We start from the raw sequence: 25699 nt of genomic DNA, 5'->3' as shown, positions 1-25699 counted from the left end.
CGCCCGGTTATCTGCGCGGCCCGACGAGGCCGAAGTAGGCGCCTTGCGGATCGAAGGCGTGGACGGTGTATTCGCCGGTGGGGATCTGCTGCGGATCGCCCATAGGCTTGCCGCCGCCGTCCTTTACTGCGGTCAGTGCGCGGTCAATATCGTCCACGCCGATGTAGTAGGTCCAGCCTGGCACCGGCATGAAATCAGCCTGCTTCATAACCGCGCCGATCTGCACGTCCTCCAGCTGGAGGAAGCGGTAGTCGCCGAGCGGCCCCATCGGCATCGCGCCGTGCTGGGTCCAGCCGAAATGCTTCGTGTAGAACGCCACCGCCGCGTCGTCGTCGGGCGTGACGAGTTCGTTCCAGCGTACCGTCTGCGGCTTGTCCACGCTGAACACGTCGCTGGTGGCGTCGGGATCGTCGGCGGGCGGTTCCGGCGTCATCACGTAGAACGCGGCGCCCTGCGGGTCGGTCACCATGGCGAAGCGGCCGACGCCTTCCATGGTGGTGGCGGGCACGTGGACGGATCCGCCCTCGGCCGTGATCTCGGCCACTTTTGCATCGACGTCGGGGACGTAAATGTAGCCCATCCAGCCGGGCTTCGCGCCTTGTTTGATCATGGCATCGTCGAGTGCGAAGACGCCGCCGGTATAGCCGCAGCCCGCGCCGCCGCCATCGATGCGCTCGATCATGCGGTAGTCCATGCCGGAATCGCCGGTCATTTCCGACATGACGTTGGCGCCGATCTTCCAGCCGACGACACTGCCGTAGAAGGCGGCCGCGGCGTCGGAATCGCTGGTCATCAGCTCGTACCAGATGAAGCTGCCTACAGGGTTGCCCATGGCTCAGCCTCCCAGCGTGACGACGGGCTGGAAGCCGCCGTAGATCATGCGCATGCCGTCGAAAGGCATGGGGTTCTTCTCCGGATCCATGCGCGGGTCGGTGTTCATCGCGTCCATGACGGCAGCCATGCCCTTTTCGCGAGTCGCCTTGTCGGGCCATTCGATCCACGAGAAGACCACCGCCTCGTCCTCCTTGCACTCCACCGCGCGGAAGAAGTCGGTCTGCTTGCCTTCGGGCACGTCGTCCTGCCAGCATTCGAGGACGCGGGTGGCGCCGTGCTCCATGAAGACGGCGTCGCCCATTTCGGCGTGAGCGATGAACTTGTCCTTGTTCGCCTTGGGGACGGCGATCACGAAACCTTCTACGTAGGTCATGTCAGACTCCTTCCTTGGCAGGGTTTTCGGCCTTGGCTTTGGTCTTCGGATCATGCTCGGCGAAAGGCGCGAGTTGCGCCTCCAGCGCACGCTGGAACGCAGGGCGAGCTATGCCGCGCTCGACGTACGCCGCGAGTGCGGGCGTCGGCGCCAGCACGGACGGGTCGGGGATGGCGCGCAGGATCGTGGTCATCGCGATATCGGCGATCGAGAAGTCCCCGGCCAGCCACTCGTCGTCGCCCAGCGCCGTTTCGAGGCGCTTGAGGCGGCCTTCCAGCGCGGTAGTCAGGGAAGGGCGGCGCAGCGGTGCCCAGTCCTCCTTGCGCGAGAAAAACGTGCAGTTGACGAACTCCATCACGAACGGCTCGATCGAGTTGAACGCAGCCAGCAGCCAACTCAGGACTTTCGCCCGTTCCTGCGAGCCGGTCGGGGGCAAGGCGCCCGCCTTCTCGGCGAGGTGGATGAGCGTGGCGCCGCTTTCGAATATCCCGACCTCGCCGTCACGGACGAAGGGCACCTGCCCCCAGGGCTGGTCGTCATAGTACCATTCGGGGCGCTCGATCGCGCTGATCAGGCGCACCTTGTAGGGCAGGGTGTACTCTTCGCAGGTCCAGCGCGGGCGCAAATCGCGGACCTGCCCCTGCGCGAAGGATGGCACCCATTCGTAAGCGGTGATCTCTATCTGTGAGGTCGGATCGATAGGCATCGTCTTCTCCCTCTCCCGTTTCTTTATGTCACGCCGTGGTCGGGATTTCCATTTCCCCCGAGGCGGCGGCAGGGTCCATCCACATCGTCTCCCAGACATGCCCGTCGAGGTCGGTGAAGGCGTGGCTGACCATGAAGCCATAGTCTTGTGGCGGATTGATGTCGGGCGTGCCGCCTGCCGCCGCAGCCTTGGCCTTCATCTCCGCGGCCTCTTCCTTGCTTTCACATCCAAGGCACAGCGCCACTTCGCTGGAGCCGGTGTCGGGGATCGGGCGGTCGGTGAAGGTGCGCCATTTGTCGTGCGTCAGGATCATCACGAAGATGGATTCCGACCACACCATGCAGGCCGCCGTGTCGTCGGTGAAGCGCGGCTCGTTGGTGAAGCCGAGCGCGGTGTAGAACGCCTTGGAGCGCTCCAGATCGGTGACGGGGAGGTTCACGAAGATCATGCGTGCCATCTGCTCTCTCCTTCAGAAGGGCGAATCGCCTCTTGCCCGAACCTGACCTCAGTGGTAACTAAAAGCAACCATGAAGTCACAAAAAGAAACCATGCGTTCGGAAAGCGCGACGGACAGTGTGAAACGCGCACATGGCCGCTGGTATGGGGATGCCTGCGGGGCGGCTTTCGCGATGGAACTGATCGGCGAACGCTGGTCGCTGCCAATCATACGCGAGATGATGCTCGGCCCGCGCCGTTTCTCCGAGATCCGCGCCGAATTGCCGGGCCTGAGCGCCAAGACGTTGACCGAGCGGCTGGAGAGCCTCGAAGGAACCGGCATCGTCGCGCGCGAAGTGCTGCCGCCGCCCGCTTCGGTGCAGGTCTATCGACTCACCGAATGGGGCCTGGCGCTGGAGCCCGTCATGCAGGAACTGGGGCGATGGGCGGTGCGCTCGACCCTCCACGATCCCACGCTGCCGATCACGCCGGTCTCGCTGATGCTCTCGCTGCGCACGATGATCCATCCCGAGCGGATCGGCGAGCTGGCACTGACGGTGCGCTTCGAGGTGGGTGTCAGCAAATTCACCGGGCGGCTGGGGCAGGGCGAACTGGCGATCCAACCCTCCAGCAATGGCGATCCGGACCCCGATCTGGTCTTCGCGGCCGAGGGCGGGTTCCCGTTCCTCGGGGTATTCTACGGCAAGTGGCCGCGGGAAGAGGTTCAGGCACTGCGGATCGAGGGCGACCCATCGCTGGTCCAGCGCTTCGTCGATCTGTTCAGCCTCCCTCCCAAATGCGCGAGTTGAGCAAGGCAAGTCGCCCAAACCTTATTGCGATGCAGCGGCCGGTCCTATACGCGATGCCCTACGATGACTGACTCCAAGACCCAGACCGAGAATCGCGACGCCACCGTACTGGCCGCTCCCGACATCGAACTCGACGTGCGCGAGACTTTCGGGATCGACATCGACATGAAGGTCCCGGCCTTCTCCGTGGCCGACGAGCGCGTCCCCGACCTCGACGAGACGTATGTGTTCGACCCGGACACCACCCTCGCGATCCTGGCGGGCTTTGCCTTCAACCGCCGCGTGATGGTGCAGGGCTACCACGGCACCGGCAAGTCGACGCACATCGAACAGGTCGCGGCGCGCCTCAAATGGCCGTGCATCCGCATCAACCTCGACGCGCACATCAGCCGCATCGACCTGATCGGCCGCGATGCCATCGTCCTGCGCGGCGGCATGCAGGTGACCGAATTCCGCGAGGGCCTGCTCCCCTGGGCGCTGCAACACCCGGTGGCGCTGGTGTTCGACGAATACGACGCGGGCCGCCCGGACGTGATGTTCGTGATCCAGCGCATTCTGGAAACCGAGGGCAAGCTCACCCTGCTCGACCAGAACCGCGTGATCCGTCCGGACAAGCACTTCCGCCTGTTCGCCACCGCCAACACGGTGGGCCTGGGCGACACTTCGGGTCTGTACCATGGCACGCAGCAGATCAACCAGGGCCAGATGGACCGCTGGAACCTGGTGGTGGCGCTCAACTACCTGCCCCACGCCACCGAGACGGGCATCGTCGCGGCCAAGGTGCCGCAGATCGACAAGTCGGTGATCGCCAACATGGTCAAGGTCGCGGACTTCTCGCGCCAGGGCTTCATGAACGGCGATATCTCGACGGTGATGAGCCCGCGCACGGTCATCACCTGGGCACAGAACGCGGCGATCTTCAACGACGTCGGCTTCGCCTTCCGCCTCTCGTTCCTGAACAAGTGCGACGAGACCGAGCGCATGCTGGTGGCCGAATACTACCAGCGCGTATTCGGGCAGGATCTGCCGGAAAGCGTCGTCGCCAAGGCCTGATCGGCCCGGCCGACCAAGAAAAAGGGCGCTTCCGCAAGGAGGCGCCCTTTTCGTTATTCGCCGGGATAGACTGCGCGGACGAAGTAGAGCCCGTCCGGCGGTGCATTTAGGCCGAGCTTCCGGCGATTGCGCGCGGCAAGCGCCTCGCGCAGATCCTCTTCGCTCCACCGTCCCATGCCGACGAGTGCGAGGCAGCCGACCATCGAGCGCACCTGATGATGCAGGAAGCTGCGCGCTTCCGCTTCGATCAGCACCATCTCGCCCTCGCGCCGCACTTCCAGCCGGTCGAGCGTCTTGAGCGGCGAACTCGACTGGCAATGCACCGAACGGAACGTGGTGAAATCGTGCAGTCCCACAAGTATCTGCGCGGCACGGTGCATCGCCTCGGCATCGAGCGGCTTGGGCACCATCCATGCCTTGCCCTTCTCCAGCGTCAGCGGGGCACGGCGATTGGCGATGCGGTAGATGTAGGCGCGGCCGACGCAGGAAAACCGCGCGTGCCAGTCGTCGGGCACGACCTCGCAGGACAGGACCGCGATCGGATGAGGCCGCAACCTGTCGTTGAGTGCCCCCAGCAGTTTATACGCCTCGAACGGCTTCGCGATGTCGATATGGGCACGCATCCCGAGCGCGTGGACTCCGGCATCGGTACGCCCGGCCGCGTGCATGATGGCGCGCTCGCCGGTGACCGCGAAGGCCGCATCCTCGACCGACTGCTGCACCGAGGGACCATGGACCTGCCGCTGCAGCCCCATGAACGGGCTGCCGTCGAATTCGAGAGTGAGCGCAAAACGGGTCATTTCGCCCCGCCGATACAGGACTGGTGCCGCCGCGCAATGGGCTTGGCGTCCTGCGTATCCGGTGTCACCATCCGCTCACCGGGAAAGGAGCCTGCCATGGCCGAGAACAAAGAGCCCCGCTTCCAGATCTTCCGCGGCGCTGACGCTCCCGCGCTGGAAGAGTGCGACTGCATGACTTACGAGGGTGATACGCCCAACCTCGCCGCCGCCCAGCCATTGCTGATGGAGGCGATGCAGGTGAGGGGCGAATATGCCGACGTCCCCTACCGCCGCGAGGATATGAGCCTCGCGCGGCTATGGGTGAAGAGCGGTTTCCCGCTGCCGCTCCACAGCCACGACTGCGATTGCCTCTATTACATCGTCGCCGGATCGATCCGCATGGGCACCGAGACGCTGGCTGCTGGCGACGGCTTCTTCGTCGGCGCCGAAGTGCCCTATGCCTACACCGCAGGCCCGGAAGGCGCCGAAGTCCTCGAATTCCGAAATACCGACCGCTTCAACATCCGCGTCAGGGACAAGCCCCTCAGCGCATGGGAAAAGACCGCCGCGACCTTGCGCGAAGGCCACGCCCGCTGGGCCGACGAAGCGCCGCCGCAGCGCCAGATGCCCGAGAGGGCCTAAACTCAGGCCAGCTTCGTGCCTGCCGGAATGGGGCGTCCGCGCAGCAGGTCGGCTACGTCCATGGCCGGCTTGCCCGCGCGCTGGATGCGCGTGACCTGCAGCGCCTGTTCCCCGCACGCGACCGTCAGGGCATCGTCGAGCGTGCTGCCCGCCTCGCCGGAGCCCTCGACGATCCGCGCCGACAGCACCTTGTAGCGCTCGCCGTCCAGTTCGAAGAATGCCCCCGGCGCGGGCATGAACGCGCGCACCTGACGCTCCGCGTCGACCGCGCTTGCGGTGAAATCGAGTCGCGCTTCGGCCTTGTCGATCTTGCGGGCATAAGTAATCCCGTCCTCCGGCTGCTTCACCGCGCGGTGAACGGCGAGGTCGCGCAAGGTGCCGACCAGCAATTGCGCGCCCCGGTCCGCAAGTTCGGAGGTCAGTTCCCCGGCCGTCTTCGCGTCGATCGTTGTGCGCAGCGTCGCCAGCATCGGTCCGGTATCGAGCCCGGCTTCCATCTGCATAATGGTGATCCCCGTCGTCGGATCGCCCGCCAGAATCGCCCGCTGGATCGGCGCCGCACCGCGCCAGCGCGGCAGGATCGAGGCATGGATGTTGAGGCACCCGAGGCGCGGCGCATCCAGCACCGCCTGCGGCAGTATCAGCCCATAAGCCGCGACGACGGCAATGTCTGCCTCCAGCGCGGCGAAGGCGGCTTGCTCTTCCGCCCCCTTCAGCGAAACCGGATGGCGCACTTCGATCCCGCGCGCTTCGGCTTCCCGTTGCACCGGCGAGGGCGTCAGTTCCTTGCCCCGCCGCCCGCCGGGACGCGGCGGCTGGGTGTAGGCAGCCACGACCTCGTGCCCCGCCTCGACAAGAGCAACCAGAGCGGGGACCGCAAAATCGGGCGTTCCCATGAAGATGATACGCATGATGTGGGGAACTCCTGAGCGGGCTTTCTAAGATCAGGCGCAGGCCCTATCTCCCGATCCATGGCATCGCAAGAGATCGAGACGCTGACCGCCGCCCTGTCGCGCCTGCCCGGCCTTGGCCCACGTTCGGCGCGCCGTGCCGTCCTGTGGCTGATCAAGCGGCGGGAAACCGCGCTGGTGCAGCTGCTGGAGGCGCTGGACGCCGTGCGCGAGGCGCTCGTCGAGTGCCGGACCTGCGGCAATGTCGATACCACCGACCCCTGCGGCATCTGCGCCGACCCCCGCCGCGACGCACGCTCGATCTGCGTGGTCGAGGAAGTCGCCGACCTCTGGGCGCTTGACCGCGCGCGCCTGTTCACGGGGCGTTACCATGTCCTTGGTGGACGCCTCTCGGCGCTGGACGGCGTCCGCCCCGAAGACCTGGCGATCGACAGCCTGCTGCGCCGGATCGGGGAGGGCGGCATCGATGAAGTCCTCCTCGCGATGAACGCCACGCTCGAAGGCCAGACCACTGCGCACTACATCGCCGAGCGGCTTGAAGGCTTCCCGGTGCGGGTAACGCAACTGGCGCACGGCCTGCCGGTCGGCGGCGAACTCGACTATCTCGACGAGGGCACACTGGCCCAGGCGATCCGCGCTCGTCGTCCTGTCGCCTGACGCGATTTCGGCCTGCGGTGCCTGATCTTGCGAAATCGGGCTTTCGCGATTATCTGGCGCAGATGGCTATCCGCGAAATCCTCGAAGTTCCCGACCAGCGCCTCAAGCAGGTCTCGGCCCCCGTCGAAAAGTTCGACGACGAGCTTAAAACGCTCGTCGATGACATGTTCGAAACGATGTACCACGCTCCCGGCATCGGTCTCGCCGCGATCCAAGTCGGCGTTCCGCTCCGTGTACTGGTGATCGACCTCCAGCCTGACGACGAGGACGCCGAGCCGGAAGTCTGCACGTCGCATGGCGATCACCACCACACGCATCAGCCGACCAAGAAGGAACCCCGGATCTTCATCAATCCGGAAATCCTCGATCCCTCGGACGAGCACATCGTCTATCAGGAAGGTTGCCTCTCGGTCCCCGAGATCTTCGCCGATGTGGAGCGCCCTTCGCGCATCCGCGCACGCTGGCAGGACCTCGACGGCAAGGTGCACGAGGAGGACATGGACGGTCTTCTCGCGATCTGTCTCCAGCACGAGATGGACCACCTCGAAGGTATCCTCTTCATCGACCACCTCTCGCGCCTGAAGCGCCAGATGGCGCTCAAGAAGCTCGAAAAGCTGCGCAAGGCCGCCTGATTTCTTCCGGGGCGTTTCGCGCCCCGGTGGAAAATCGCCGTCGAGGACTGGAGTTCCTGAAATGTTCCGGCTAGGCTGGAGCCATGGAACTTGTAGTCGCCACGATTCTCGCTCTCGTCATCGGCCTCGCTGCAGGCTGGTTTTTCGGTTCGCGCCCGACCGCGCAATGGCGGGCACAAGCCGAAGCGCGTGAGCGTGAGGCACGCGAAGGCGACGCCAAATATTTACGTACTTTCGCCGATCTTGAAGCCGCGCGCGAGCGGGCCGGGCGGGCCGATGCGCTCGAGCAGGCGCTCGACCGCGCACGCACCGACCATGAAGCCCTGACCGAACGCCTGCGCCATGACGGCGCCGCAGCGGTCGAACGTACCCGTGCAGAGCTGACGCAGGTTCTCGATAAGACCCGCACCGAACATGCCGCACGCGTGGACGGGTTGCTGCGTGAACAGCGCGGCTTGTCGGACGAACTTTCGACCCTGCGGGAAAAGTCGGCGAACTTCGATGAGCAGAAGCGCCTGCTGCTCGAAGCGCAGGAAGCCTTGCGCAAGGAGTTCGAGAACGCCGGCGCAAAAGTGCTGGCGGGCGCGCAGGAAGCATTCCTGCGCCGGGCGGGCGAGCGTTTCGAACAGAGCGAGAAAGCCAGCGCCGAACGCCTCAACTCGATCCTCACACCGGTAGGTCAGCGCCTCAAGAGCTACGAGGAACAGGTCGCGGCATTGGAGGCCAAGCGCGTCGATGCCTTCGGCCAGCTGACCGGCCAGATCGAGGCGCTGCGCGTCGGGCAGGAACTGGTGCGCGCGGAGGCCGTCCGGCTCGGCAACTCGCTGCGCAATGCGCCCAAGGCGCGCGGACGCTGGGGCGAACAGCAGCTCAAGAACGTGCTGGAACAGTGCGGGCTGACCGAGCACACCGACTTCGAGACCGAGCAGTCGATCAACACCGAGGAAGGCCGTCTGCGCCCCGATGCGATCGTCCGAATTCCCGGCAACAAGCAACTGGTGATCGACGCGAAGGTCTCGCTCAATGCCTATCAGGATGCCTTCGAGGCCGAGGACGAGGCTGGGCGCCTCGCCTTCATGGGCCAGCACGCGGCATCGATGCGCAACCACATCCAGACGCTCGGCGCCAAGAGCTACCAGAGCCAGTTCGAGAATGCGCCGGATTACGTGATCATGTTCGTGCCCGGCGAACACTTCATCGCAGCCGCCCTCGACCACGATTCGGGTCTTTGGGACTTCGCGTTCGATCGCAAGGTGTTGCTGGCGAGCCCCACGAACCTCGTCGCCATCGCGCGGACCATCGCACAAGTCTGGCAGCAGGAAGGGCTAGCGCGCGAAGCGCGCGAGATCGGCAAGCTCGGCGCCGACCTTTACGACAGCCTTGCGAAGACTCAGGACGACTTGTCCAAGGTCGGCGTGCACATGGGCCGCGCGGTCAACAGCTTCAACGACTTCGCCCGCACTTACGAGGGCAACGTGATGAGCCGCGCCCGCCGTCTCAGTGAAAAGCACATCAAGATCGGCAAGCGAGAAATCTCCGACGATGTCCCCTCGATCGAGGCTGCGCCGCGTTATGCCGATACCGGCGTTCAGATCGAGGATAATAGCGAGGAAGCCGTCGAGGCTGCGGAGGCTGCGGAGTAAGTCACCAGATCAAGCGTATATCGTCGTCGTCATTCCCGCGAAGGCGGGAACCCATCTTCTGACGGCGCCGATCGAACCTGCGTCAGATGGTTTCACGATGAGGGCGGGTGCCTCGATTTGATGGTCTGACGTGATCTACCCTTCGTCATTGCGAGCGCAGCGAAGCAATCCAAGGCGGCTCAAGACTACTTTGGATTGCTTCGCTGCGCTCGCAATGACTATTCTACGTAAAGTGTAATGCTCTTGAGACACTCGGCTCAGTCTACCGCGCGTGTAAGTTCGGCGGTGTGGCCGCTTGACTGCAGGATCATGCGCTTGCCCTCTACGGTTACCCGCGGCGTCGCGGCGAGCAGGGCGCTGACGGCATTGCCCTGTTCCCATGAGGAACTAGGACAGACGGCTTCGGTCTGGTCGAAAGGCCCGGCGATCAGGCGTTCCGCCTCCATCCGCCAGGGTCCCTTGAGCCGGTTGCAGCCGACCTGCACCAGAAGGTGCTCGCCTTCGAACGCGACTTGAGCGCTAGCGTCCTCAGGGGCGCGACCGTCGATCGCGGCGAAGTGCCATTGGCTGCCCACCCAGTTTTCTCCCGCAGGACCGCGCTGGGTGAGGTGCCCCGCGTCGGAGCATCCAGCCAGCAGGAGCGGACAGAGAAGGAGGGCGAGTCGTCGCATCACCCATCGAGTCTTACGCCCGAGAGGTGAGGATGGGATGAACGCGGAGTTTCAGGAACTCCGCAGATGCGCGAGTGCCTCGTAGGCAAGAACCGCGCCCGCGACGGCGGCGTTTAGGCTGTCGGCGCGGCCCAGCATCGGCATGGTAACGCGCAGGTCGCAGGCTTGCTCGTAATCGGCCGGAAGCCCCTGCGATTCGTTGCCGACCATGAGGAAGCACGGCGCAGCATAAGGCGCCTGCCGATAGTCGGTCGGGTCGCGCAGCGAGGCCGCAACCAGTTGGCCGTCACCGCCGCGCAGCCAGTCCTGGAATTCCTCCCAGGGCGCGATGGCGATCTTCTGGGTAAAGATCGCGCCCATGCTGGCGCGTACCGCCTCGACCGAGAACGGATCGGCGCAATCGTCGATGAGGATGAGGCCGCCCGCACCCACGGCGTCGCCGGTGCGCAGCATGGTGCCGAGATTGCCCGGATCGCGCAGCGCCTGCGCCACCAGCCAGATCGGCGAACTGGCTCGGTCGAGGTTCGCGAGGCGCGTGTCGAATTCGGCGAAGACGCCCGCGACGGCCTGCGGATTATCCTTGCCGGTGACTTTGGCGAGGATTTCCACGTCCATCTCGACGATCTCTCCGCCCGCCGCCGCGACGGCGGTTTCGAGCGCATCGAGCAGCGGATGCGGATCGCGGCCGATGGCCATGACCAGCATCTCCGGCAGCACGCCGCATTCGCGCGCGTCGGTGAGCAGGCGCAGGCCTTCCGCCAGAAAGCGCTTCTCGCGCTTGCGGTGCTTCTTGTCGCGAAGCGAGCGCAGGAACTTGACGAGGGGATTGGAAAAGCCGGTGATCGTGCGGCGTTCGATGCCGCCCGGCGAATAGGGGGTGCTCACTCTTCGCCGAAGCCGTCGCGTACCAGACCCGCCAGAACCGCCAGCGCGGCGTCGGCGCCGTTGCCTGAACAGGCGATTTCGATGGTGTCGCCCTTGGCCGCACCGAGCATCATCAGGCCGAGGATCGAGCCGCCTTCAGCGGACATTCCGTCCTTGCTGACCGTCACCGAAACCCCGCCCGGCAGATCGGCGACGTGGCCGACGAACTTGGCGCTGGCGCGGGCATGGAGGCCGCGCTTGTTGACGATCAGCACCGAATCGCGACAGTCGATCATGCGTCCTGACCCAGATATTCGCTGGCGATCGTGATGTAGTTGCGGCCCGCATCCCGCGCGGCGGCGACCGCTTCGCGCACCGGCATGCAGCCGCGCGCCTTGGCGAGGCGGATCAGCATCGGCAGGTTGATCCCGGCGATCACTTCGACCTTGCCAGCCTGCATCAGCGAGATCGCGAGGTTGGAGGGCGTGCCGCCGAACAGGTCGGTGAGGACGATCACGCCTTCGCCGCTGTCCACCTTTTCAATGGCGTCGGCGATTTCGGAGCGGCGGCGTTCCATGTCGTCGTTCGGGCCGATACAGACGGTCTCGACATCGGCCTGATCGCCGACGACGTGTTCCATCGCGTGTACGAACTCCTCGGCGAGATTGCCGTGAGTAACCAGAATCATGCCGATCATGCCGGGAGTGCGCTCCGAAATTCCTGCAATCGCACCCGGTTCATGTCTCTATTTTCCACGCCGCAGACCCCCTTCGAGAAGATCCGCCGCCCGTGAGCCCAGGTTGCGGTGCAGCAATGTGGGCGAAAATCCCGATTGACGCAAGACCGCTGCGATCTGTTCTGCGGTGAATACCGAACGATGTTTCCCTCCGGTACAGCCGAAGGCGATGTGGACATAGGCTTTGCCCTGTGCCCGGTAGCGGGGAAGCAGCAGGAGGATGAGATCGCGGATGCGGGCGAAGGCCTCGTCCCAGGCCGGGTCCTTGCGGATATAGTCGCCTACAGGCGCGTCCTGCCCCGTCTGAGGGCGCAGTTCGGTGTCCCAGTGCGGGTTGTCGAGAAAGCGCATGTCGAAGACGAGGTCGGCGACTGGCGGCATCCCGCGAGAGAAACCGAAGCTGGAGACGGTGACGGTGAGTTCGTCGGCGGTGCTCTCGGCGAAACGCTCGCGAATCGACCGCTGCAGGTCGTTGGAGGTGAATTCGGTGGTCTCGATCAGCAGGTCCGCCCAGCGGCGCAGCGGCGCCAGCAGTTCGCGTTCCGCCCGGATGCCGGTGGAGACCGGCGCATCGGCGGCGAGGGCATGGCGGCGGCGCGTTTCGTTGTAGCGGCGTTCGAGTTCCTTGCTGGAGCAGTCGAGGAACATCGTGGTGATTTCGAGGTCGCGGCGTTCGCTGAGGCTTTTGACCTGCGCGATCACGCGCTCGGGATCGAAGCCCCGGGTACGCGAATCGAAACCGATGGCGAGCGGCGTGGGATCGCCTTCGGGGGCGCCGTCGATGAGCGCTTCGAGCATGCGGACCGGGAAATTGTCGACGATTTCCCAGCCAAGGTCTTCCAGCACGCGCAAGGCCGTCGTCTTGCCCGCACCCAGCATGCCCGTAACCAGCAGCAAGCGCTGCGGATTTCCCACTTTAGTCCCCATCGTCGCTATCTGCGCCTTGCCGCCGGGAAAGGGAAGGGGCCAAAAGGCCGTCCCCGCCGTGCGAGGGGCTTTATACAGGCAGCCCGTAGCGTTGCAGGGCAAGTTCCGCCTTGATCGCGAGCACCGCGTCGTGCGGTGCAAGGCGGATGAGGGGCGCCTCGACGCCGCTGATTGCGATGCTCTCAGCCTTTTCGATGTAGCGCGGTGCGGAGCCGTCGAGATGCAGGACGAGCGCGACCGCGACTTTCTCGGTGCAGTCGTGCGGGACCAGCCCGAGGTTGCGGACTTCCAGCAGGCCGCGTGTGTGGGGGTGGGGGCTGGCGAAGAGCCATCCGTCGCAAGCTTCGAGCATCACGGAGTCGTCACCGACCAGCATTGCGCCCCGGTCGATCAGGGCCAGCGCAAGGCTGGATTTTCCCGAGCCCGGAGCGCCTTCGATCAGGATGGCGCGGTTGCCGATGGCAACGCAGGTCGATTGGCGGGCTTCGGCGCTCATGCCTCGTTCTCCCAGCGCGGCAGGGAGATGACCAGCCGTGCGCCGGGCTGGCCGTCGGTGCGGTCGGTGGCGATCAGGCGGCCGAAGTGCGCTTCCACGATGGTGCGCGCGATGGCGAGGCCGAGGCCGCTGTGCGTGCCGAATTCCTCGCGGGAGGGGCGCAGCGAGTGGAAGCGTTCGAACACGCGCTCGCGCGATGCCTCGGGGATGCCGGGGCCGTGGTCGGCGACGGCGATCTTCACGCGGTTGTCGATGTGCGACAGGGTGATCTCGATCGGGCCGTCCGGGGGTGAGAACGACACGGCATTGTCGATGAGGTTCTGCAGGACGCGTTCGAGGCGCGGCGGGTCGCCGGGGACGGTCAGTTCGGCATCCTCGATCGTCACGGTGACCGGGCTGGAGCCGTTGACGCCGCGCTGGTCGCGCTCGGCGACGAGGTTCTGGACGAGGCGGCCCATGTCCAGCGGCTCGAACGTGGTGCGGCTGAGCTGGGCGTCGATGCGGCTTGCGTCTGCGATCTCGGTGACGAGAAAGTCGATCCGGCGCACGTCGTCCTCCGCGATGCCGAGGAGCTGGCGGCGCAAGTCGGGCTGGTCGACCCGGTCGAGCGTTTCCAGCGCGCTGCGCAGGGAGGTCAGGGGGTTCTTGAGCTCGTGGGCGACATCGGCGGCGAAGCTCTCGACCGCGTCGATTCGCTGGCGCAGGGCGCCGCTCATGTCGGAGATGGCGCGGGCGAGGAGGCCGATTTCGTCGCGACGGTCGGGGAGGCGCGGGACGATGACGCTGCGGTCGCGGCCGAGGCGCACGCGCACGGCGGCCCGCACCAGCTTGCGCAGCGGCTCGACGATGGTGCGGGCGAGGAACAGCGAGAGCAGGATCGAGACGCCCAGCGCGCCGCCGACGATGATGGCGAGGGTCTGGCGCGCCATGCGCACGTTCTCGGTGATGTCGCGGGCGTTGCGGGTCACCAGCAGCGCGGAACCGTCGGTGCCGACGGGGGTGGCGGCGATGATGACGGGGGTGCGGTCGGGCGCGGCCTTGTGGTTGATCCAGGTTTCCCGGCCGACCAAAGCTGCGCGGACTTCGGGCCAGCCGCGCGCGCTGGTGTCGCTCGGGTCGCGGTAATCGGCGATTTCCGGGGCGCCGAGGATGAAGTCCATCCCCCGGTCGAGCATCCGCGCGGCGTCCTGCAGCCAGGGTTCGGAGGCCGGATCGATCAGGCGATAGGAGGGCGGGGCCAGCGTGAAGCTGTCGCCTACGAGTTCGCCACGGCTGTCGAACAGGCGCAGGCGCAGATCCTGCTCCGTGCCGATGCGGGTGATCAGCGCGAGCCGACCGGCGGAACTTTCGTCGGCAAGCGCGTCGGCGGTGATCTCCGCCTCGGACTTGGCGAGCCGGTAGCGCTCGGCGAGCAGTTCGTTGCGATAGCTGTCGATATAGAACAGGCTGCCGGCCATCAGGGCCAGGGCGATGAAGTTGACCGCGAGGATGCGCGCGGTCAGCGATACGCGCCAAGACAGGAGCAATCGCACCGGACGTCGCCGGCGGGAGCGGGATCGCTCAGCCATCGGCGAAGGAGTAGCCGGCGCCGTAGAGCGTGTCGATCGCGCCGAATTCGGGATCCACGGCGCGGAACTTGCGGCGCAGGCGCTTGATGTGGCTGTCGATGGTCCGGTCGTCCACGTAGACGTCGTCGCTGTAGGCGGCGTCCATCAGCTGGTTGCGGCTTTTCACGACGCCCGGGCGCAGCGCCAGGGCTTCGAGGATCAGGAATTCGGTGACGGTGAGCGAGACGGGCTTGCCGTCCCAGGTGACCTGATGCCGCGCCGGATCGAGCGCAAGCCTGCCGCGCAAGACGGGGTCGGGCATGTCTGCCCCGGAGGCTTCCTCGGGCGGCGCCTTGGCCAGTTCGCTGCGGCGCAGGATGGCCCGGATGCGCGCGACGAGCAGGCGCTGGCTGAAGGGCTTGGCGATGTAGTCGTCGGCGCCCATCGCAAGGCCCAGCGCCTCGTCCGGCTCTTCGTCCTTGGACGTCAGGAAGATCACCGGAAGCGACGACTGCGCGCGTAGCACCTTGAGCAATTCGAGGCCGTCCATGCGCGGCATCTTCACGTCGAAGATCGCCAGGTCGGGCGGGTTCTCGAGGAGAGCCTTCAGCGCCGTTTCGCCGTCCGCGTAGACGCGCGTGGCGAAACCTTCGGCATGAAGGCTGATCGACAAGGTGGTGAGGATGTTGCGGTCGTCATCGACGAGCGCGATCGTCTGCTGGCGCGGCGTGACGGCAGGAGCCACGGGCGGCAGGAGCGGCGTATCGTCGGCAGGAGCATTCAAAGGATCTGCCATGGGCGCGGCGACGGTGCTTTCTGCTGCATGGGCGAGCCTGACTAGCGGCTCTGTCTGCGCATGGCAAATTCTCGCGGTGCGGGGACTAAATGTCAGGTCCAACAACCCTTGATGGTTTCAATTGAAGTCAATTTGACGGAAAAGAGACTGCCGCTTAGTCGGCGGCACGATTCTTGCGCAGGAATCGACTTAGCGTCAGCGGGAATACCCGTAGCGACGCCATCTTTTGGAGGAGATGACATTGACCACCCTTAACCATCCGCTCTCGAAACAGGGCATAGAGACGAAGGCCCAGATCTTCGCGAACCTCGGTACGGCCCCTCTGGTCGAGCATGCGGTGAAGAACGGGGAGGGCGTGCTTTCGGCCGATGGTCCCTTCGTCGTCGCCACGGGCAAGCACACCGGCCGCTCGGCGAAGGACAAGTTCATCGTCAAGGACGCCGAGACGGAAGGCACCGTATGGTGGGGCAAGACCAACGTGCCGATGACGCCGGAGCACTTCGCGGCGCTCAAGGAGGATTTCCTCGCGGCGCTGGGTGAGAAGGACACGCTCTACGTCGCCGACCTGTTCGGCGGTTCGCAGCCGGAACACCGCGTCAACGTGCGCGTGATCAACGAGTTCGCGTGGCACAACCTGTTCATCCGCACCCTGCTGGTGCGTCCGACCGCGACCGAGCTGGAGGGCTTCGCGCCGGAATACACCATCATCGACCTGCCGAGCTTCCGCGCCGATCCCGCGCGCCACGGCTCGCGTTCGGAAACGGTGATCGCGGTGAACTTCACCGAGAAGCTGATCCTGATCGGCGGCACCGCCTATGCGGGCGAGATGAAGAAGTCGGTCTTCGGCATCCTCAACTACCTGCTGCCGGTGAAGGGCGTGATGCCGATGCACTGCTCGGCCAACATCGGCCCGGACGGCGATACGGCGGTGTTCTTCGGGCTTTCGGGCACCGGCAAGACCACGCTTTCGGCCGACGCCTCGCGCACGCTGATCGGCGATGACGAGCATGGCTGGTCGGACACCGCCGTGTTCAACTTCGAGGGTGGCTGCTACGCCAAGATGATCCGCCTGTCCGAAGAGGCCGAGCCGGAAATCTACGCCACCACCCGCCGCTTCGGCACGGTGCTGGAGAACGTCGTGATCGACCCGGTGACCCGCAAGATCGACCTCGACGACAACTCGTTGGCGGAGAACAGCCGCGGTTCCTATCCGATCGACTTCATTCCGAACTGCTCGGAGAAGAACCTCGGGCCGGTGCCGCAGAACCTGATCTTCCTCACGGCCGACGCTTACGGCGTGCTGCCTCCGATCGCGCGGCTGACGCCCGATCAGGCGATGTATCACTTCCTCTCGGGCTACACCGCGCGCGTCGCGGGCACCGAAATCGGCGTGACCGAGCCGGAAGCGACGTTCTCGACGTGCTTCGGCGCGCCGTTCATGCCGCGTCATCCCTCGGTCTACGGCAATCTCCTCAAGGAGCGCATCGCCAAGGGCGGCGTGAAGTGCTGGCTGGTGAATACCGGCTGGTCGGGCGGCAAGGCGACCATGGAAGGCATCAAGCGCATGCCGATCAAGGCGACCCGCGCGCTGCTCAATGCCGCGCTCGACGGCAGCCTGAACGATGCCGAGTTCCGGGAAGATCCGAACTTCGGCTTCGAGGTTCCGGTGGCGGTGCCGGGCGTCGATACCAAGCTGCTCGACCCGCGCGGTGCGTGGGCTGACGGCGCGGAGTACGACAAGACCGCGCAGACGCTGGTGAAGCAGTTCATCGACAACTTCGAGCAGTTCGAAGAGCACGTCGACGAGGGCGTGCGCAAGGCGGCTCCCGTCGCAGCCTGAGGCTGGCTCGACAGTATGAAGAAAACCCCCGGGATTGCGATCCCGGGGGTTTTGAAAATAACGATGACGAGTGCAGGCTTTGGGGTTAGGGCCCCTAGGGCTGCACGGTTTCCGGGACGATGAGCGGCGCTGCAGTTTCCGGCGTGCTCGTCTTCGGGGCGACGGCTTCCGGCGTCGTTGCCTCCGGAACGGTGCTCTCGGCCGCCGGCGCTTGCGGGGCCACTGCCTTCGAAGGCTTCGCCTTGCCCCCTGCCGTCTTCATGCCCGGGCCGTAGACCGGCACGACGTCCGGCGTGACCCGCCCGTGCAGCGCGTCGATCTCGGCCTTGCGTTGGCGCAGGTAAAGTTCACGGTATGTCGTGTAAGGGTCGTCTTCCTTACGGATGCTGTTGATTTCCTCATCGAAGGCAGCGCGTTCGCCTAGTTGGTCGAGGATGACCGAAGGGGTCGCCACCACCGCCTTGTTGAAAGGACTACCCACCACCACGGGCAGGAATGCCTTGTCCACGGTATCGCCTATCACGTCGCGCAGCGTGGTCGGGCCGATGATCGGCAGATAGAAGAACGGCCCCGGGCCGATCCCGTAATACCCGAGGAGATCGGCGAATCCGTTGGGGCGGTAAGGCAGATTGAACGGCTTGCGCTTGGCCATGTCGACGAGGCCTGCCACGCCGATCGTGCTGTTGATCGCGAAGCGGCCCGCCGTTTCCGCGGCTTTCCCGGGTTTGAGCTCCAGCAGATACGCGATGAACACCACCGGTTCGCCGAGATTCGAGAAGAAATTGCGCAGGCCCTGCCGCACGGGCTTGGGGAGCCCCTTGTTGTAGGCCTTGGCGACGGGTTCGATCACGGCCGCATCGACGGCCTGAGTCACCGCGAACGACTGGATGTTGATCTTTTCCAGGGGATCGCCGGGAGGCGCCCGTCTGCGGCGGGTGACGACGATGTCCGGTCCGGTATCGGTGCCAACGGCGTCCGGGACGGTCGGTGCCACGGCGGGAGGCACGATGATCGGCGCATCGCCGGGTATCGCGATGGTGCCGCTAGTCGCAGGCGGCGATATCGGCACATCGGTCGGGACACCTTGTACCGGCACAACCGTTGGCGGGACGGTGTCGGCGGCCGGCATAGCGCTGTCGGACGTTGTGGCGGGCTGCGATACGGGAACCGGCCCCCCGCCCGTCGGAACACCGGCTTCGGGGGCGACGGCACTTATCATCACCGCGACAGCGGCGGCAGTGAGGCTCATGAACTAGTCCTTGCCAGCAGACACTACGAGGGTGCCTGCGTCATCAATCTACACCACGCCTCAGGCAGCCCCAACCATACTCAAGGTGTATTCGAGCGCTAGGGTGCATCGGGCTATACGTCAATCGCACACCCGGCGCCTCGTCCAACGGATCAGGCAACCGGGCGTCAGGGTGAAGACGCTTTCAAGGCTTTCTTTCCGCACCTCTTCGCCTCATATTTCTATCGTCCATCATTGGAGTGAGACACATGGGACTTTTCGACGGCATTCTCGGTCAGGTCAGCGAACACGCGGACGTGACCAATCTCGCGACGAAGCTGGGGCTCGATCCGGCCGTGGCGGAAAAGGCGATTGCCGCACTCGGCATCGCGCACCAGCAGGACGGTGACACCGCGCAGCTGGCGGCGGAGCGCAGCGGCCTCGACGTGGGCACGATCCAGCAGCTGATCAGCCAGATCGGCGGCGAGGGTTCGCTGACCCAGTTCGCCAGCGCCATCGCCTCCGACCCCGGCAAGGCGGCCAGCTTCTTCGACAAGGACGGCGACGGCAGCGTCATGGACGACCTCGCCGGCATGGCGAAGGGCCTGTTCGGCAAGTCGTGAACCTATCTGCCCTCCCGGATTCCGTCCGGGAGGGCAGCGTACCTACTACTTCTTCTTCGTAGCGATATATTCGCTGACGTTCTGCGCCAGCACGTCGAGCGGCACGTTGCCACCGTCCACGATCGTCTGGTCGTAGTCGCGCAGATCATAGGCCGAGCCCAGCGCATCCTGCGCGCGCTTGCGCTGCGCCACGATCTGCGAGTGGCCCATCTTGTAGCCGCAGGCCTGACCCGGCCATGAGCAGTAGCGGTCCACCTCGTTCACCACTTCCTCGCGCTTGTTGCCGTTCTTCTCCATGAAGAAGCGCACCGCCTCCTCGCGCGTCCAGCCCTTGGCGTGAAGGCCGGTGTCCACCACCATGCGACAGGCGCGGAACGCCAGTGACTGCAGGTAGCCCAGCCGTCCGACCGGATCGTCGTCATAGGCGCCGAGTTCGTCGGCCAACTGCTCGCCGTAGAGCGCCCAGCCTTCGGAATAGGCGTTGAACGCCAGGATCGAGCGGATCAGCGGCAGGCGGTTGGCATATTCGCCCTGCCAGACGTGGCCGGGGATCGCCTCGTGGTGGACGAGGGTGGGCAGGTCGTACTTGCGGTGCAGGTCGGTGCTGCGCAAGTTGATCCACATCTTGCCGGGTACGGTGCCGTCCTTGGAGCCCGCGCCGCCATAAGCCGTTGGCGCGCCGGGCTCTTCGGAGAGCGGCAGGCGGCGGACCTCGACATTGCCGGGCACGAGTTCGCGGAAGGCGCGCGGCATCTGCGCGCGTATCCAGTCGACGCGCTTCTGGATGAACGCGAGGATCTCGGCGCGCCCCGGGTCGCCCTCGGCGAACAGGAAGCGCTTGTCCTCGCCCAGCGCGGTCATCCGGGCGCCGACGGTGCCGGTGGTATAGCCGAGCGACTTCAGGATAGGGTCCATCCGGGCATGCAACTCGGCGAGTTCCTGCAGGCCGCGCTGGTGGACGTCCTCGGGCGGCACGCGGGTCGTGGTGCTGGCGCGCAGTGCCCAGGCGTAATATTCGGAGCCTTGCGGCCTTTCGCGCATGCCGGGATCGCTCTTCGCGAGCCCGCGCTGGCGCTGGAGTTCGGCAAGCTGGCGCTCCAGCGCAGGCATGACGTCGGCGGCGATGATGCGGCGGGCGTCGGTGGCCCAAGTGCCGCTCATCTTGCCCGTACGCCCGGCGATCGAGGCGGCGAGGCTGCCGCCGTCCTTGCGCGCGTCGGCGATCGTGCTGGTCATCTGCGCGATGGCGCGGTCGAGCAGGAAGTCTGGCGGCACCAGGCCTTTGGCGGCGGCATCGATGATCCGGCCGCGCTCGCCGTCGAGCTGGTCGTCCAGTTGCGACAGGCGCGCGATCCACGCATCGGCGTCGGCAGGCGTGTTGACGGGATGGTCGGCATCGAGGAAGCGCGGGGCATCGAGATAGGCGCCGACGTTCTGGATGACGACGTAAGGCGTATTGCGCCAGCCGCCCACCGCGACGTCGCCATAAGGCAGCGCGAAACCCTCCAGCGCGGTGGCGAAGGCGCTTTTCACTACGGCGATGCTGGTGCGCGTGGAGTGGTCGAGCCCCTTGGCGTTGAACGCCTCGATCCGGGCGAGGCCCTTGCGCAAGGTGGCGGCATAGGCATCGCGCCCGGCCTGCGAGCGGTCCTCCATGCGCGAACGCAAGGCGTGGTGAGCGCCGGTATCGACTCCGAGCCCGGTGGCGCTTTCGGGCACGTGGTCGAGGAGGCTCCAGGCGATCTCGTCAAGCAGCGCGGCGGCATCGGGCCGCGCGGGAGAAGTCGCGAAAGCGCGGGCCGGCAGGGCGGCGGCGGCGGTTCCGGCCGCGAGCAGGTGGATCGCGCTACGGCGGGAAATCGAATGGGAGGTGTGGCTCATGCCCGGACGATGGCGAGGCGGTTCGCGGGTGTCAAACCGCTGGATGGGGTGGGGTGTCCTGCTTTCAGAGCACACCGCTCATGCTGAGCTTGTCGAAGCACCGGGCCATGCGCCCAGCCTATGGGCCTTCGACAAGCTCAGGCTGAGCGGGGATGGAGAAGCTGAAGTACGAGACGGTTCGCCTTCCCGCGATCTTGCTCTAGGACAGCGCCATGGACATCGCTCTCTCGCTTCTCGTGCTCACCGTCATCGCGCTCGTGCTGGGAGCGATCGCGCTGCTGCGGCGCGGCGGCTACCGCAAGCAGGCGGTGCTGATGCTGGTGCTGGCAGGGGTGATGATCGTCAACATCGCGATCTGGACGCTACCGGGCCGCGATGGCCGGTCGCTGTCGAGCGAGGCGAAAAAGGAACAGGCGCCGGAGTGATGCTCCGACGCCTGCGATGAATTTTCCTGACCTGACGGATTACTTGATCGGGCAATCCGGCGCGAGGCGCATGTCGAGGTAGTTGTCGACCGAGCGCATCAGTTCGGGCGTCTCGTGCTCGAAGAAGTGGTTCGCGCGCGGGATTTCGTCGTGATGGATGGTGATGTGCTTCTGCGTGCGCAGCTTGTCGACCAGCTTCTGCACCGCGTTCGGCGTGACGACCGTATCGCCGGTGCCCTGGATGATGATGCCCGAAGCCGGGCAGGGCGCGAGGAACGAGAAGTCGTACATGTTGGCCGGCGGCGCCACCGAGATGAAGCCGCGAATCTCCGGACGGCGCATCAGCAACTGCATGCCGATCAGCGCGCCGAACGAATAGCCCGCGATCCAGGTGGTCGAAGCCTCGGGATGGATCGACTGCACCCAGTCGAGCGCCGCCGCCGCATCGGACAGTTCGCCGATGCCGTTGTCGAAGCTGCCCTGGCTGCGGCCGACGCCGCGGAAGTTGAAGCGCAGCGTCGCGAAACCGCGCGCCACGAAGGTCTTGTACATGTGCTGGGTGATGCGGTCGTTCATCGTGCCGCCCGCCTGCGGGTGCGGGTGGAGGATCATCGCCACCGGCGCGCGCGGGCGCGTTGCGGGCTGGAAACGACCTTCGAGACGACCTTCGGGACCGGGGAAGATGACTGCGGGCATAGGTGTTTGCGGCCTGACTTGTTGAAACTCCCGCGAGTCGCTGTGCAGCGATCCGTCGCGGGAGTGGAAAAGAGGAAGGTTGGCTATATAGAAATATTCGTCCCAAAAACAACTTCGCAAGCAATGTCTCAGGCAATGGCCCTCCCGAACATCTATCTCGACCACGCGGCGACCACGCCGATGATGCCCTGTGCACGCGACGCCTGGCTGGAGGGAGCGGCGATCTGGGCCAATCCGTCGAGCCCCCACGCGGCCGGTCGCGGTGCCCGCGCGGCGCTGGAGGATGCCCGCGCGCGGGTTAAGGCGGCGCTGGACTGGCAGGGCGAGGTGATCTTCACTTCGGGTGCCAGCGAGGCGCTGGCGCTGGGTCTCGGCCGGGCCAAGGCGGAGCGGCGTCTGGTCTCGGCGGTGGAGCATGATGCGGTATTCCGCGCGGCGCCGGATGCGCAGGTCATTCCCGTCCGCGAGGGCGAGGTGGATCGCGAGGCGCTTGCCGCTGCGCTTGCCGGGGCTGGACGGGCGGTGGTCGCGGTTCAATCGGTCAATTCCGAGACGGGGACGGCGCTGCTGTCCTATGCGGACAATCTATTGGCGGAGCAGGTGCGTGAGAGTGGCGGCCTGTTCCTTGCCGATTGCTCGCAGTCGGCGGGGAAGTCCGCTTTGCCCGATGCCGACATGGTGGTGCTTTCGGCGCACAAGCTGGGCGGCCCGATCGGCATTGGGGCGCTGCTGGTGCGCGACTTCGCGATGATCGAGCCCAGCGGCGGTCAGGAGCGCGGCTACCGCGCGGGGACTGAGAACCTGCCGGGCGCGCTGGGTTTCGCGGCGGCGCTGGAGGCGGGCGGCGTCGAAAGCTGGGCCACCAGCGCGGAGCAGCGCTTTGATTTCAGGAACCGACTGTCCGAACATGGGGAAGTAATCCAGCCCGGCGTGCAATGCTGGCACATCTTCGCCGTTGCCGCGCCTAAGATTTCTGCGACGGCAATGCTGATCCGCATGGATGCCAAGGGTTTCGCGATCTCGGCCGGAAGCGCCTGTTCGTCGGGCACGCTCAAGCAGAGTCGGGTGCTGCAGGGCTTCGGTATCGATCCCGATACGGCAAAGCGCACGGTCCGCATCTCGCTGGGCTGGAGCACGACGCCCGACGAACTGGACGCCTTCGCACAGGCCTGGGCCGAGGTGAACGCATGATCTACCTCGATTATCAGGCGACCACGCCGCTCGCCCCCGAAGCGCGCGAGGCGATGCTGCCCTGGCTGGCCGGGCCGGAGTGGGAGCGCGGCGCGGGAGGTTTCGCCAACCCGCATAGCCCTCATCGCCCGGGCCGGGCTGCTGCCGCCGCCGTCGAGGTGGCCCGCGCGCAAGTCGCCGCGCTGATGCCGCCGGGCGGCAGGGTGATCTTCACCTCGGGGGCGACCGAGGCGATCAACCTTGCAATCCTCGGCAGCGGTGCAAGCCGCCTCGCGGTCTCGGCGATCGAGCATGCGGCGGTGCTCGATACCGCGCGCAGCGTCGATGCCGACCTGACCGTGCTGCCGGTCGATAGCGAGGGTCTCGTCGACGGCGAGGTGCCTATGGGAAATGCCGATCTCGTCGCGGTTATGCAGGTCAACAACGAGATCGGAACCGTCCAGCCGGTCGACCGTCTCGCCGAGCGGGCGCAGGCTGCCGGTGCGCTGTTCCTGTGCGACGCGGTGCAGGGCGTTGGCAAGGTCAGGGTGCCGCTGGGTGCCGCTATGGTAGCGTTGAGTGCCCATAAATTCCACGGTCCGAAGGGCATCGGCGCGCTGTGGCTGCGTGATGGGCTCGACCTCAAACCACTGATCCGCGGCGGCGCGCAGGAGCAGGGACTGCGCTCGGGAACGCTGAGCCCGATGCTCTGCGCAGGCTTCGGCGCGGCCGCGAAGCTGGCGAAAGAACGCATGGAGGAGGATGCCGTTCACGTTGCCGGTCTGTGGGAGCGGGCGAGGGAAATTCTTTCACGCTGGACACTTAACGGATCGGCGACGCAGCGCTGGCACGGCAATCTCAACGTGCGCCTCGACGGACTGGACGTCGCGCGGCTGATGTCGGACCTGCGCGACCTCGCCTTTTCGGCAGGATCGGCCTGCGCCAGCGGATCGGGTAGACCGAGCCACGTGCTGCAGGCACTGGGTCTTTCGGATAGGGATGCCAAAAGCTCTATCCGTCTGGGATTCGGGCGATATAGTGAACTAAGGGAAATTGAGGATGCCTGCGCCAGAATAGAAGCCGCTGCGGCGGCGCAGGGAGTATAACTTGGTTGATGTCCTGTTTGTGAATATCGACGGATCGCGGGTTTCGGCGCAGGCCGAGCCGGGATCGCGCCTGCTGGAAGTGGCTCAGAACGCCGGGATGCCGCTCGAAGGAACGTGCGAGGGCCAGATGGCCTGCTCGACCTGCCACGTGATCATTTCGCCCGACTGGTTCGATAAGCTGGTCCCGGCTTCGGACGACGAGGAGGACATGCTCGACCTCGCCGCCGGGGTGACGCGCACCAGCCGGCTCTCCTGCCAGATCCAGCTGACGGATGCGCTGGACGGGATCGCGGTGCGCATCCCCGGCGTCGTCAGGGACATGCAGATCGGCTGACCCTCATCAATCGGCCGAAGAGCGCCCCCGCCAGCGCAGCACCGCCCAGCGAATGGCGAGGCCGACGAGGCCCAGCGGAATCGCAACTGCGCCCAGCATGATCAGCATGGCGACGATCGTGCCCAGTACCGAACCGACGCTGCCCAGCGCTCCCCGGATCGGCGCGAGGAAGCCGCCACTAGCGGGCGATCCCGCTTCGTAAGTCAGGTTCACGCGGCTGAAGTTCACGCGGTTCTGCATTTCCGCCAGCCAGCTGCGCGCCTGATCGATTTCCTCGTTCACTTGCGCGACGCCGCGCTCGGCCTCGACCAGTTCGGCGACGGTGCCCTTGCGCATGGCGAGCACTTCCATCAGCCGGTCGCGCAGCACCGTGCGGGCGCGAAGCCGCGCTTCGGTATCGACCATCTGCTTCGACAAGTCCTCGCCCGAGATGCCGCCGGACACCTGGGAGCCACCGGCGCTCCCCGCGACCCGGCCGAGTTCCGCCCCGAAAGCGCGTGCACGCGGTGCGGCGACTGCCAGCGACAGCGAGCCTGAAGCGTAGTTCCCCTCTGCGCTACCCTGTTTCATGTCGAGGATCTGGCACTGCGTCGGTCCCATTCGCTCGCACATGTCGGCCTGCTTGCGCTGGACTTCGGCGATGCGGTCGGCCGGCAGGCGATATCCGTATTCGTAGATATAGGCGATGCGAGGGGCGTTGGGTGCGCTGACGGAGATCGCTTCGGACTTCTTGCCCTCCGCGCTCTGTCCGGCCGTCGGCGGCTCCTCGCGGATGTCCACGGTGGTCGCCTGCTGTTCGGAAGCAGGCTCGCTGCCGCAGCCGGAAATCGCGGTGGCGAGAAGGATCGGCAGCAGCAGCGAACGGCGCATCTTCATCCTCTTGAA

General features: G+C 65.8%; 30 protein-coding genes. 12 read left to right on the top strand and 18 right to left on the bottom strand.

The genetic code is table 11. The features are described from left to right. Window positions 1–7: 7 nt before the first annotated feature. The 4 genes from LH128_RS09905 to LH128_RS09890 are packed head-to-tail and all read right to left on the bottom strand — an operon-like array spanning window position 8 to window position 2370. Entirely contained in the window at window positions 8–832 is an 825-nt protein-coding gene (locus LH128_RS09905; RefSeq protein WP_008829485.1) for a VOC family protein, read from the bottom strand. 3 nt (window positions 833–835) lie between these two features. Beyond that, window positions 836–1207: a DUF1428 domain-containing protein gene (locus LH128_RS09900; RefSeq protein ID WP_008829484.1), complete on the bottom strand. Its 372-nt coding sequence runs from the start codon at window positions 1205–1207 to the stop codon at window positions 836–838. 1 nt (window position 1208) lies between these two features. Then, window positions 1209–1913: a glutathione S-transferase family protein gene (locus tag LH128_RS09895; protein WP_008829483.1), complete on the bottom strand. Its 705-nt coding sequence runs from the start codon at window positions 1911–1913 to the stop codon at window positions 1209–1211. 28 nt (window positions 1914–1941) lie between these two features. After that, window positions 1942–2370: a VOC family protein gene (locus LH128_RS09890; RefSeq protein WP_008829482.1), complete on the bottom strand. Its 429-nt coding sequence runs from the start codon at window positions 2368–2370 to the stop codon at window positions 1942–1944. Between the two features lie 91 nt (window positions 2371–2461). Here LH128_RS09890 and LH128_RS09885 point away from each other — a divergent pair, with 91 nt between their 5' ends. Continuing rightward, window positions 2462–3157: a winged helix-turn-helix transcriptional regulator gene (locus LH128_RS09885; protein WP_008829481.1), complete on the top strand. Its 696-nt coding sequence runs from the start codon at window positions 2462–2464 to the stop codon at window positions 3155–3157. A gap of 63 nt (window positions 3158–3220) precedes the next feature. Next, complete coding sequence (cobS, locus tag LH128_RS09880; protein WP_008829480.1) at window positions 3221–4210, top strand: cobaltochelatase subunit CobS; 990 nt, start codon at window positions 3221–3223, stop codon at window positions 4208–4210. A gap of 53 nt (window positions 4211–4263) precedes the next feature. Here the strand turns inward: cobS and truA are convergent, their stop codons facing one another. After that, window positions 4264–5010 carry a tRNA pseudouridine(38-40) synthase TruA gene (gene truA / locus LH128_RS09875; protein WP_008829479.1) on the bottom strand — a complete coding sequence of 249 codons (747 nt, stop codon included), beginning with the start codon at window positions 5008–5010 and terminating at the stop codon, window positions 4264–4266. 96 nt (window positions 5011–5106) lie between these two features. On the opposite strand from truA, the gene LH128_RS09870 reads away from it, so the two are divergent. Then, window positions 5107–5631: a cupin domain-containing protein gene (locus LH128_RS09870; RefSeq protein WP_008829478.1), complete on the top strand. Its 525-nt coding sequence runs from the start codon at window positions 5107–5109 to the stop codon at window positions 5629–5631. Window positions 5632–5633: 2 nt separating this feature from the next. Here LH128_RS09870 and fmt read toward each other — a convergent pair whose 3' ends face one another. Further along, window positions 5634–6542 carry a methionyl-tRNA formyltransferase gene (fmt, locus tag LH128_RS09865; protein WP_008829477.1) on the bottom strand — a complete coding sequence of 303 codons (909 nt, stop codon included), beginning with the start codon at window positions 6540–6542 and terminating at the stop codon, window positions 5634–5636. Window positions 6543–6602: 60 nt separating this feature from the next. Between fmt and recR the strand changes: the two genes are divergently transcribed. The 3 genes from recR to rmuC all read left to right on the top strand — a co-directional run bounded on the left by recR (window position 6603) and on the right by rmuC (window position 9474). Then, entirely contained in the window at window positions 6603–7199 is a 597-nt protein-coding gene (gene recR, locus LH128_RS09860) for a recombination mediator RecR (protein WP_008829476.1), read from the top strand. Between the two features lie 62 nt (window positions 7200–7261). Next, the gene (gene def, locus LH128_RS09855) at window positions 7262–7831 is read left to right on the top strand and encodes a peptide deformylase (protein WP_008829475.1); all 570 of its coding nucleotides are present in this window, start codon (window positions 7262–7264) and stop codon (window positions 7829–7831) included. Between the two features lie 83 nt (window positions 7832–7914). Further along, window positions 7915–9474, top strand: coding sequence for a DNA recombination protein RmuC (gene rmuC, locus LH128_RS09850; protein WP_008829474.1), 1560 nt, complete (start codon window positions 7915–7917; stop codon window positions 9472–9474). Between the two features lie 257 nt (window positions 9475–9731). Here rmuC and LH128_RS09845 read toward each other — a convergent pair whose 3' ends face one another. The 8 genes from LH128_RS09845 to LH128_RS09810 form a co-directional block, all read right to left on the bottom strand. Then, window positions 9732–10049: an META domain-containing protein gene (locus LH128_RS09845; RefSeq protein WP_008829473.1), complete on the bottom strand. Its 318-nt coding sequence runs from the start codon at window positions 10047–10049 to the stop codon at window positions 9732–9734. Window positions 10050–10196: 147 nt separating this feature from the next. Then, window positions 10197–11030 carry a TrmH family RNA methyltransferase gene (locus LH128_RS09840; RefSeq protein WP_008829472.1) on the bottom strand — a complete coding sequence of 278 codons (834 nt, stop codon included), beginning with the start codon at window positions 11028–11030 and terminating at the stop codon, window positions 10197–10199. Further along, window positions 11027–11305 carry an HPr family phosphocarrier protein gene (locus tag LH128_RS09835; RefSeq protein WP_008829471.1) on the bottom strand — a complete coding sequence of 93 codons (279 nt, stop codon included), beginning with the start codon at window positions 11303–11305 and terminating at the stop codon, window positions 11027–11029. The genes LH128_RS09840 and LH128_RS09835 overlap by 4 nt, the downstream gene beginning before the upstream one ends. Further along, window positions 11302–11706: a PTS sugar transporter subunit IIA gene (locus tag LH128_RS09830; RefSeq protein WP_008829470.1), complete on the bottom strand. Its 405-nt coding sequence runs from the start codon at window positions 11704–11706 to the stop codon at window positions 11302–11304. Before LH128_RS09830 ends, LH128_RS09835 begins: the two co-directional genes overlap by 4 nt. A gap of 48 nt (window positions 11707–11754) precedes the next feature. Beyond that, window positions 11755–12672, bottom strand: coding sequence for an RNase adapter RapZ (rapZ, locus tag LH128_RS09825; RefSeq protein WP_036524610.1), 918 nt, complete (start codon window positions 12670–12672; stop codon window positions 11755–11757). A 70-nt stretch (window positions 12673–12742) separates the two neighbouring features. Then, entirely contained in the window at window positions 12743–13168 is a 426-nt protein-coding gene (locus LH128_RS09820) for an HPr kinase/phosphorylase (protein WP_008829468.1), read from the bottom strand. Continuing rightward, a complete protein-coding gene (locus LH128_RS09815; protein ID WP_037518796.1) occupies window positions 13165–14736 on the bottom strand; it encodes a sensor histidine kinase in 1572 nt (523 codons plus the stop codon). The genes LH128_RS09820 and LH128_RS09815 overlap by 4 nt, the downstream gene beginning before the upstream one ends. After that, window positions 14729–15511 carry a response regulator transcription factor gene (locus LH128_RS09810; RefSeq protein WP_008829466.1) on the bottom strand — a complete coding sequence of 261 codons (783 nt, stop codon included), beginning with the start codon at window positions 15509–15511 and terminating at the stop codon, window positions 14729–14731. Before LH128_RS09810 ends, LH128_RS09815 begins: the two co-directional genes overlap by 8 nt. A 235-nt stretch (window positions 15512–15746) precedes the next feature. On the opposite strand from LH128_RS09810, the gene LH128_RS09805 reads away from it, so the two are divergent. Next, window positions 15747–17351, top strand: a complete 1605-nt coding sequence (locus tag LH128_RS09805) for a phosphoenolpyruvate carboxykinase (protein WP_036524618.1) — start codon at window positions 15747–15749, stop codon at window positions 17349–17351. 94 nt (window positions 17352–17445) lie between these two features. On the opposite strand, the gene LH128_RS09800 is transcribed toward LH128_RS09805, so the two are convergent. Further along, window positions 17446–18600, bottom strand: coding sequence for an MlaA family lipoprotein (locus LH128_RS09800; protein ID WP_008829464.1), 1155 nt, complete (start codon window positions 18598–18600; stop codon window positions 17446–17448). A gap of 248 nt (window positions 18601–18848) precedes the next feature. On the opposite strand from LH128_RS09800, the gene LH128_RS09795 reads away from it, so the two are divergent. Then, a complete protein-coding gene (locus LH128_RS09795; RefSeq protein ID WP_008829463.1) occupies window positions 18849–19202 on the top strand; it encodes a hypothetical protein in 354 nt (117 codons plus the stop codon). Between the two features lie 45 nt (window positions 19203–19247). Here LH128_RS09795 and LH128_RS09790 read toward each other — a convergent pair whose 3' ends face one another. Then, the gene (locus LH128_RS09790) at window positions 19248–21083 is read right to left on the bottom strand and encodes a DUF885 domain-containing protein (protein WP_008829462.1); all 1836 of its coding nucleotides are present in this window, start codon (window positions 21081–21083) and stop codon (window positions 19248–19250) included. Between the two features lie 212 nt (window positions 21084–21295). Between LH128_RS09790 and LH128_RS09785 the strand changes: the two genes are divergently transcribed. Beyond that, complete coding sequence (locus LH128_RS09785; RefSeq protein WP_008829461.1) at window positions 21296–21508, top strand: hypothetical protein; 213 nt, start codon at window positions 21296–21298, stop codon at window positions 21506–21508. 39 nt (window positions 21509–21547) lie between these two features. On the opposite strand, the gene LH128_RS09780 is transcribed toward LH128_RS09785, so the two are convergent. After that, the gene (locus LH128_RS09780) at window positions 21548–22204 is read right to left on the bottom strand and encodes an alpha/beta hydrolase (RefSeq protein ID WP_008829460.1); all 657 of its coding nucleotides are present in this window, start codon (window positions 22202–22204) and stop codon (window positions 21548–21550) included. Window positions 22205–22339: 135 nt separating this feature from the next. Here LH128_RS09780 and LH128_RS09775 point away from each other — a divergent pair, with 135 nt between their 5' ends. The 3 genes from LH128_RS09775 to LH128_RS09765 are packed head-to-tail and all read left to right on the top strand — an operon-like array spanning window position 22340 to window position 24814. Next, window positions 22340–23395, top strand: a complete 1056-nt coding sequence (locus LH128_RS09775) for a cysteine desulfurase family protein (protein WP_008829459.1) — start codon at window positions 22340–22342, stop codon at window positions 23393–23395. Next, a complete protein-coding gene (locus LH128_RS09770; protein ID WP_008829458.1) occupies window positions 23392–24480 on the top strand; it encodes a cysteine desulfurase family protein in 1089 nt (362 codons plus the stop codon). The genes LH128_RS09775 and LH128_RS09770 overlap by 4 nt, the downstream gene beginning before the upstream one ends. Window position 24481: 1 nt before the next feature. Beyond that, window positions 24482–24814, top strand: a complete 333-nt coding sequence (locus LH128_RS09765) for a 2Fe-2S iron-sulfur cluster-binding protein (RefSeq protein ID WP_008829457.1) — start codon at window positions 24482–24484, stop codon at window positions 24812–24814. Between the two features lie 6 nt (window positions 24815–24820). On the opposite strand, the gene LH128_RS09760 is transcribed toward LH128_RS09765, so the two are convergent. Further along, window positions 24821–25690: a DUF4349 domain-containing protein gene (locus LH128_RS09760; RefSeq protein WP_008829456.1), complete on the bottom strand. Its 870-nt coding sequence runs from the start codon at window positions 25688–25690 to the stop codon at window positions 24821–24823. Between the last annotated feature and the right edge of the window lie 9 nt (window positions 25691–25699).

It is taken from the genome of Sphingomonas sp. LH128, from assembly GCF_000293195.2.
Classification (GTDB): Bacteria; Pseudomonadota; Alphaproteobacteria; order Sphingomonadales; family Sphingomonadaceae; genus Novosphingobium; species Novosphingobium resinovorum_A.
This window is presented reverse-complemented; position numbering and strand designations above follow the sequence as displayed.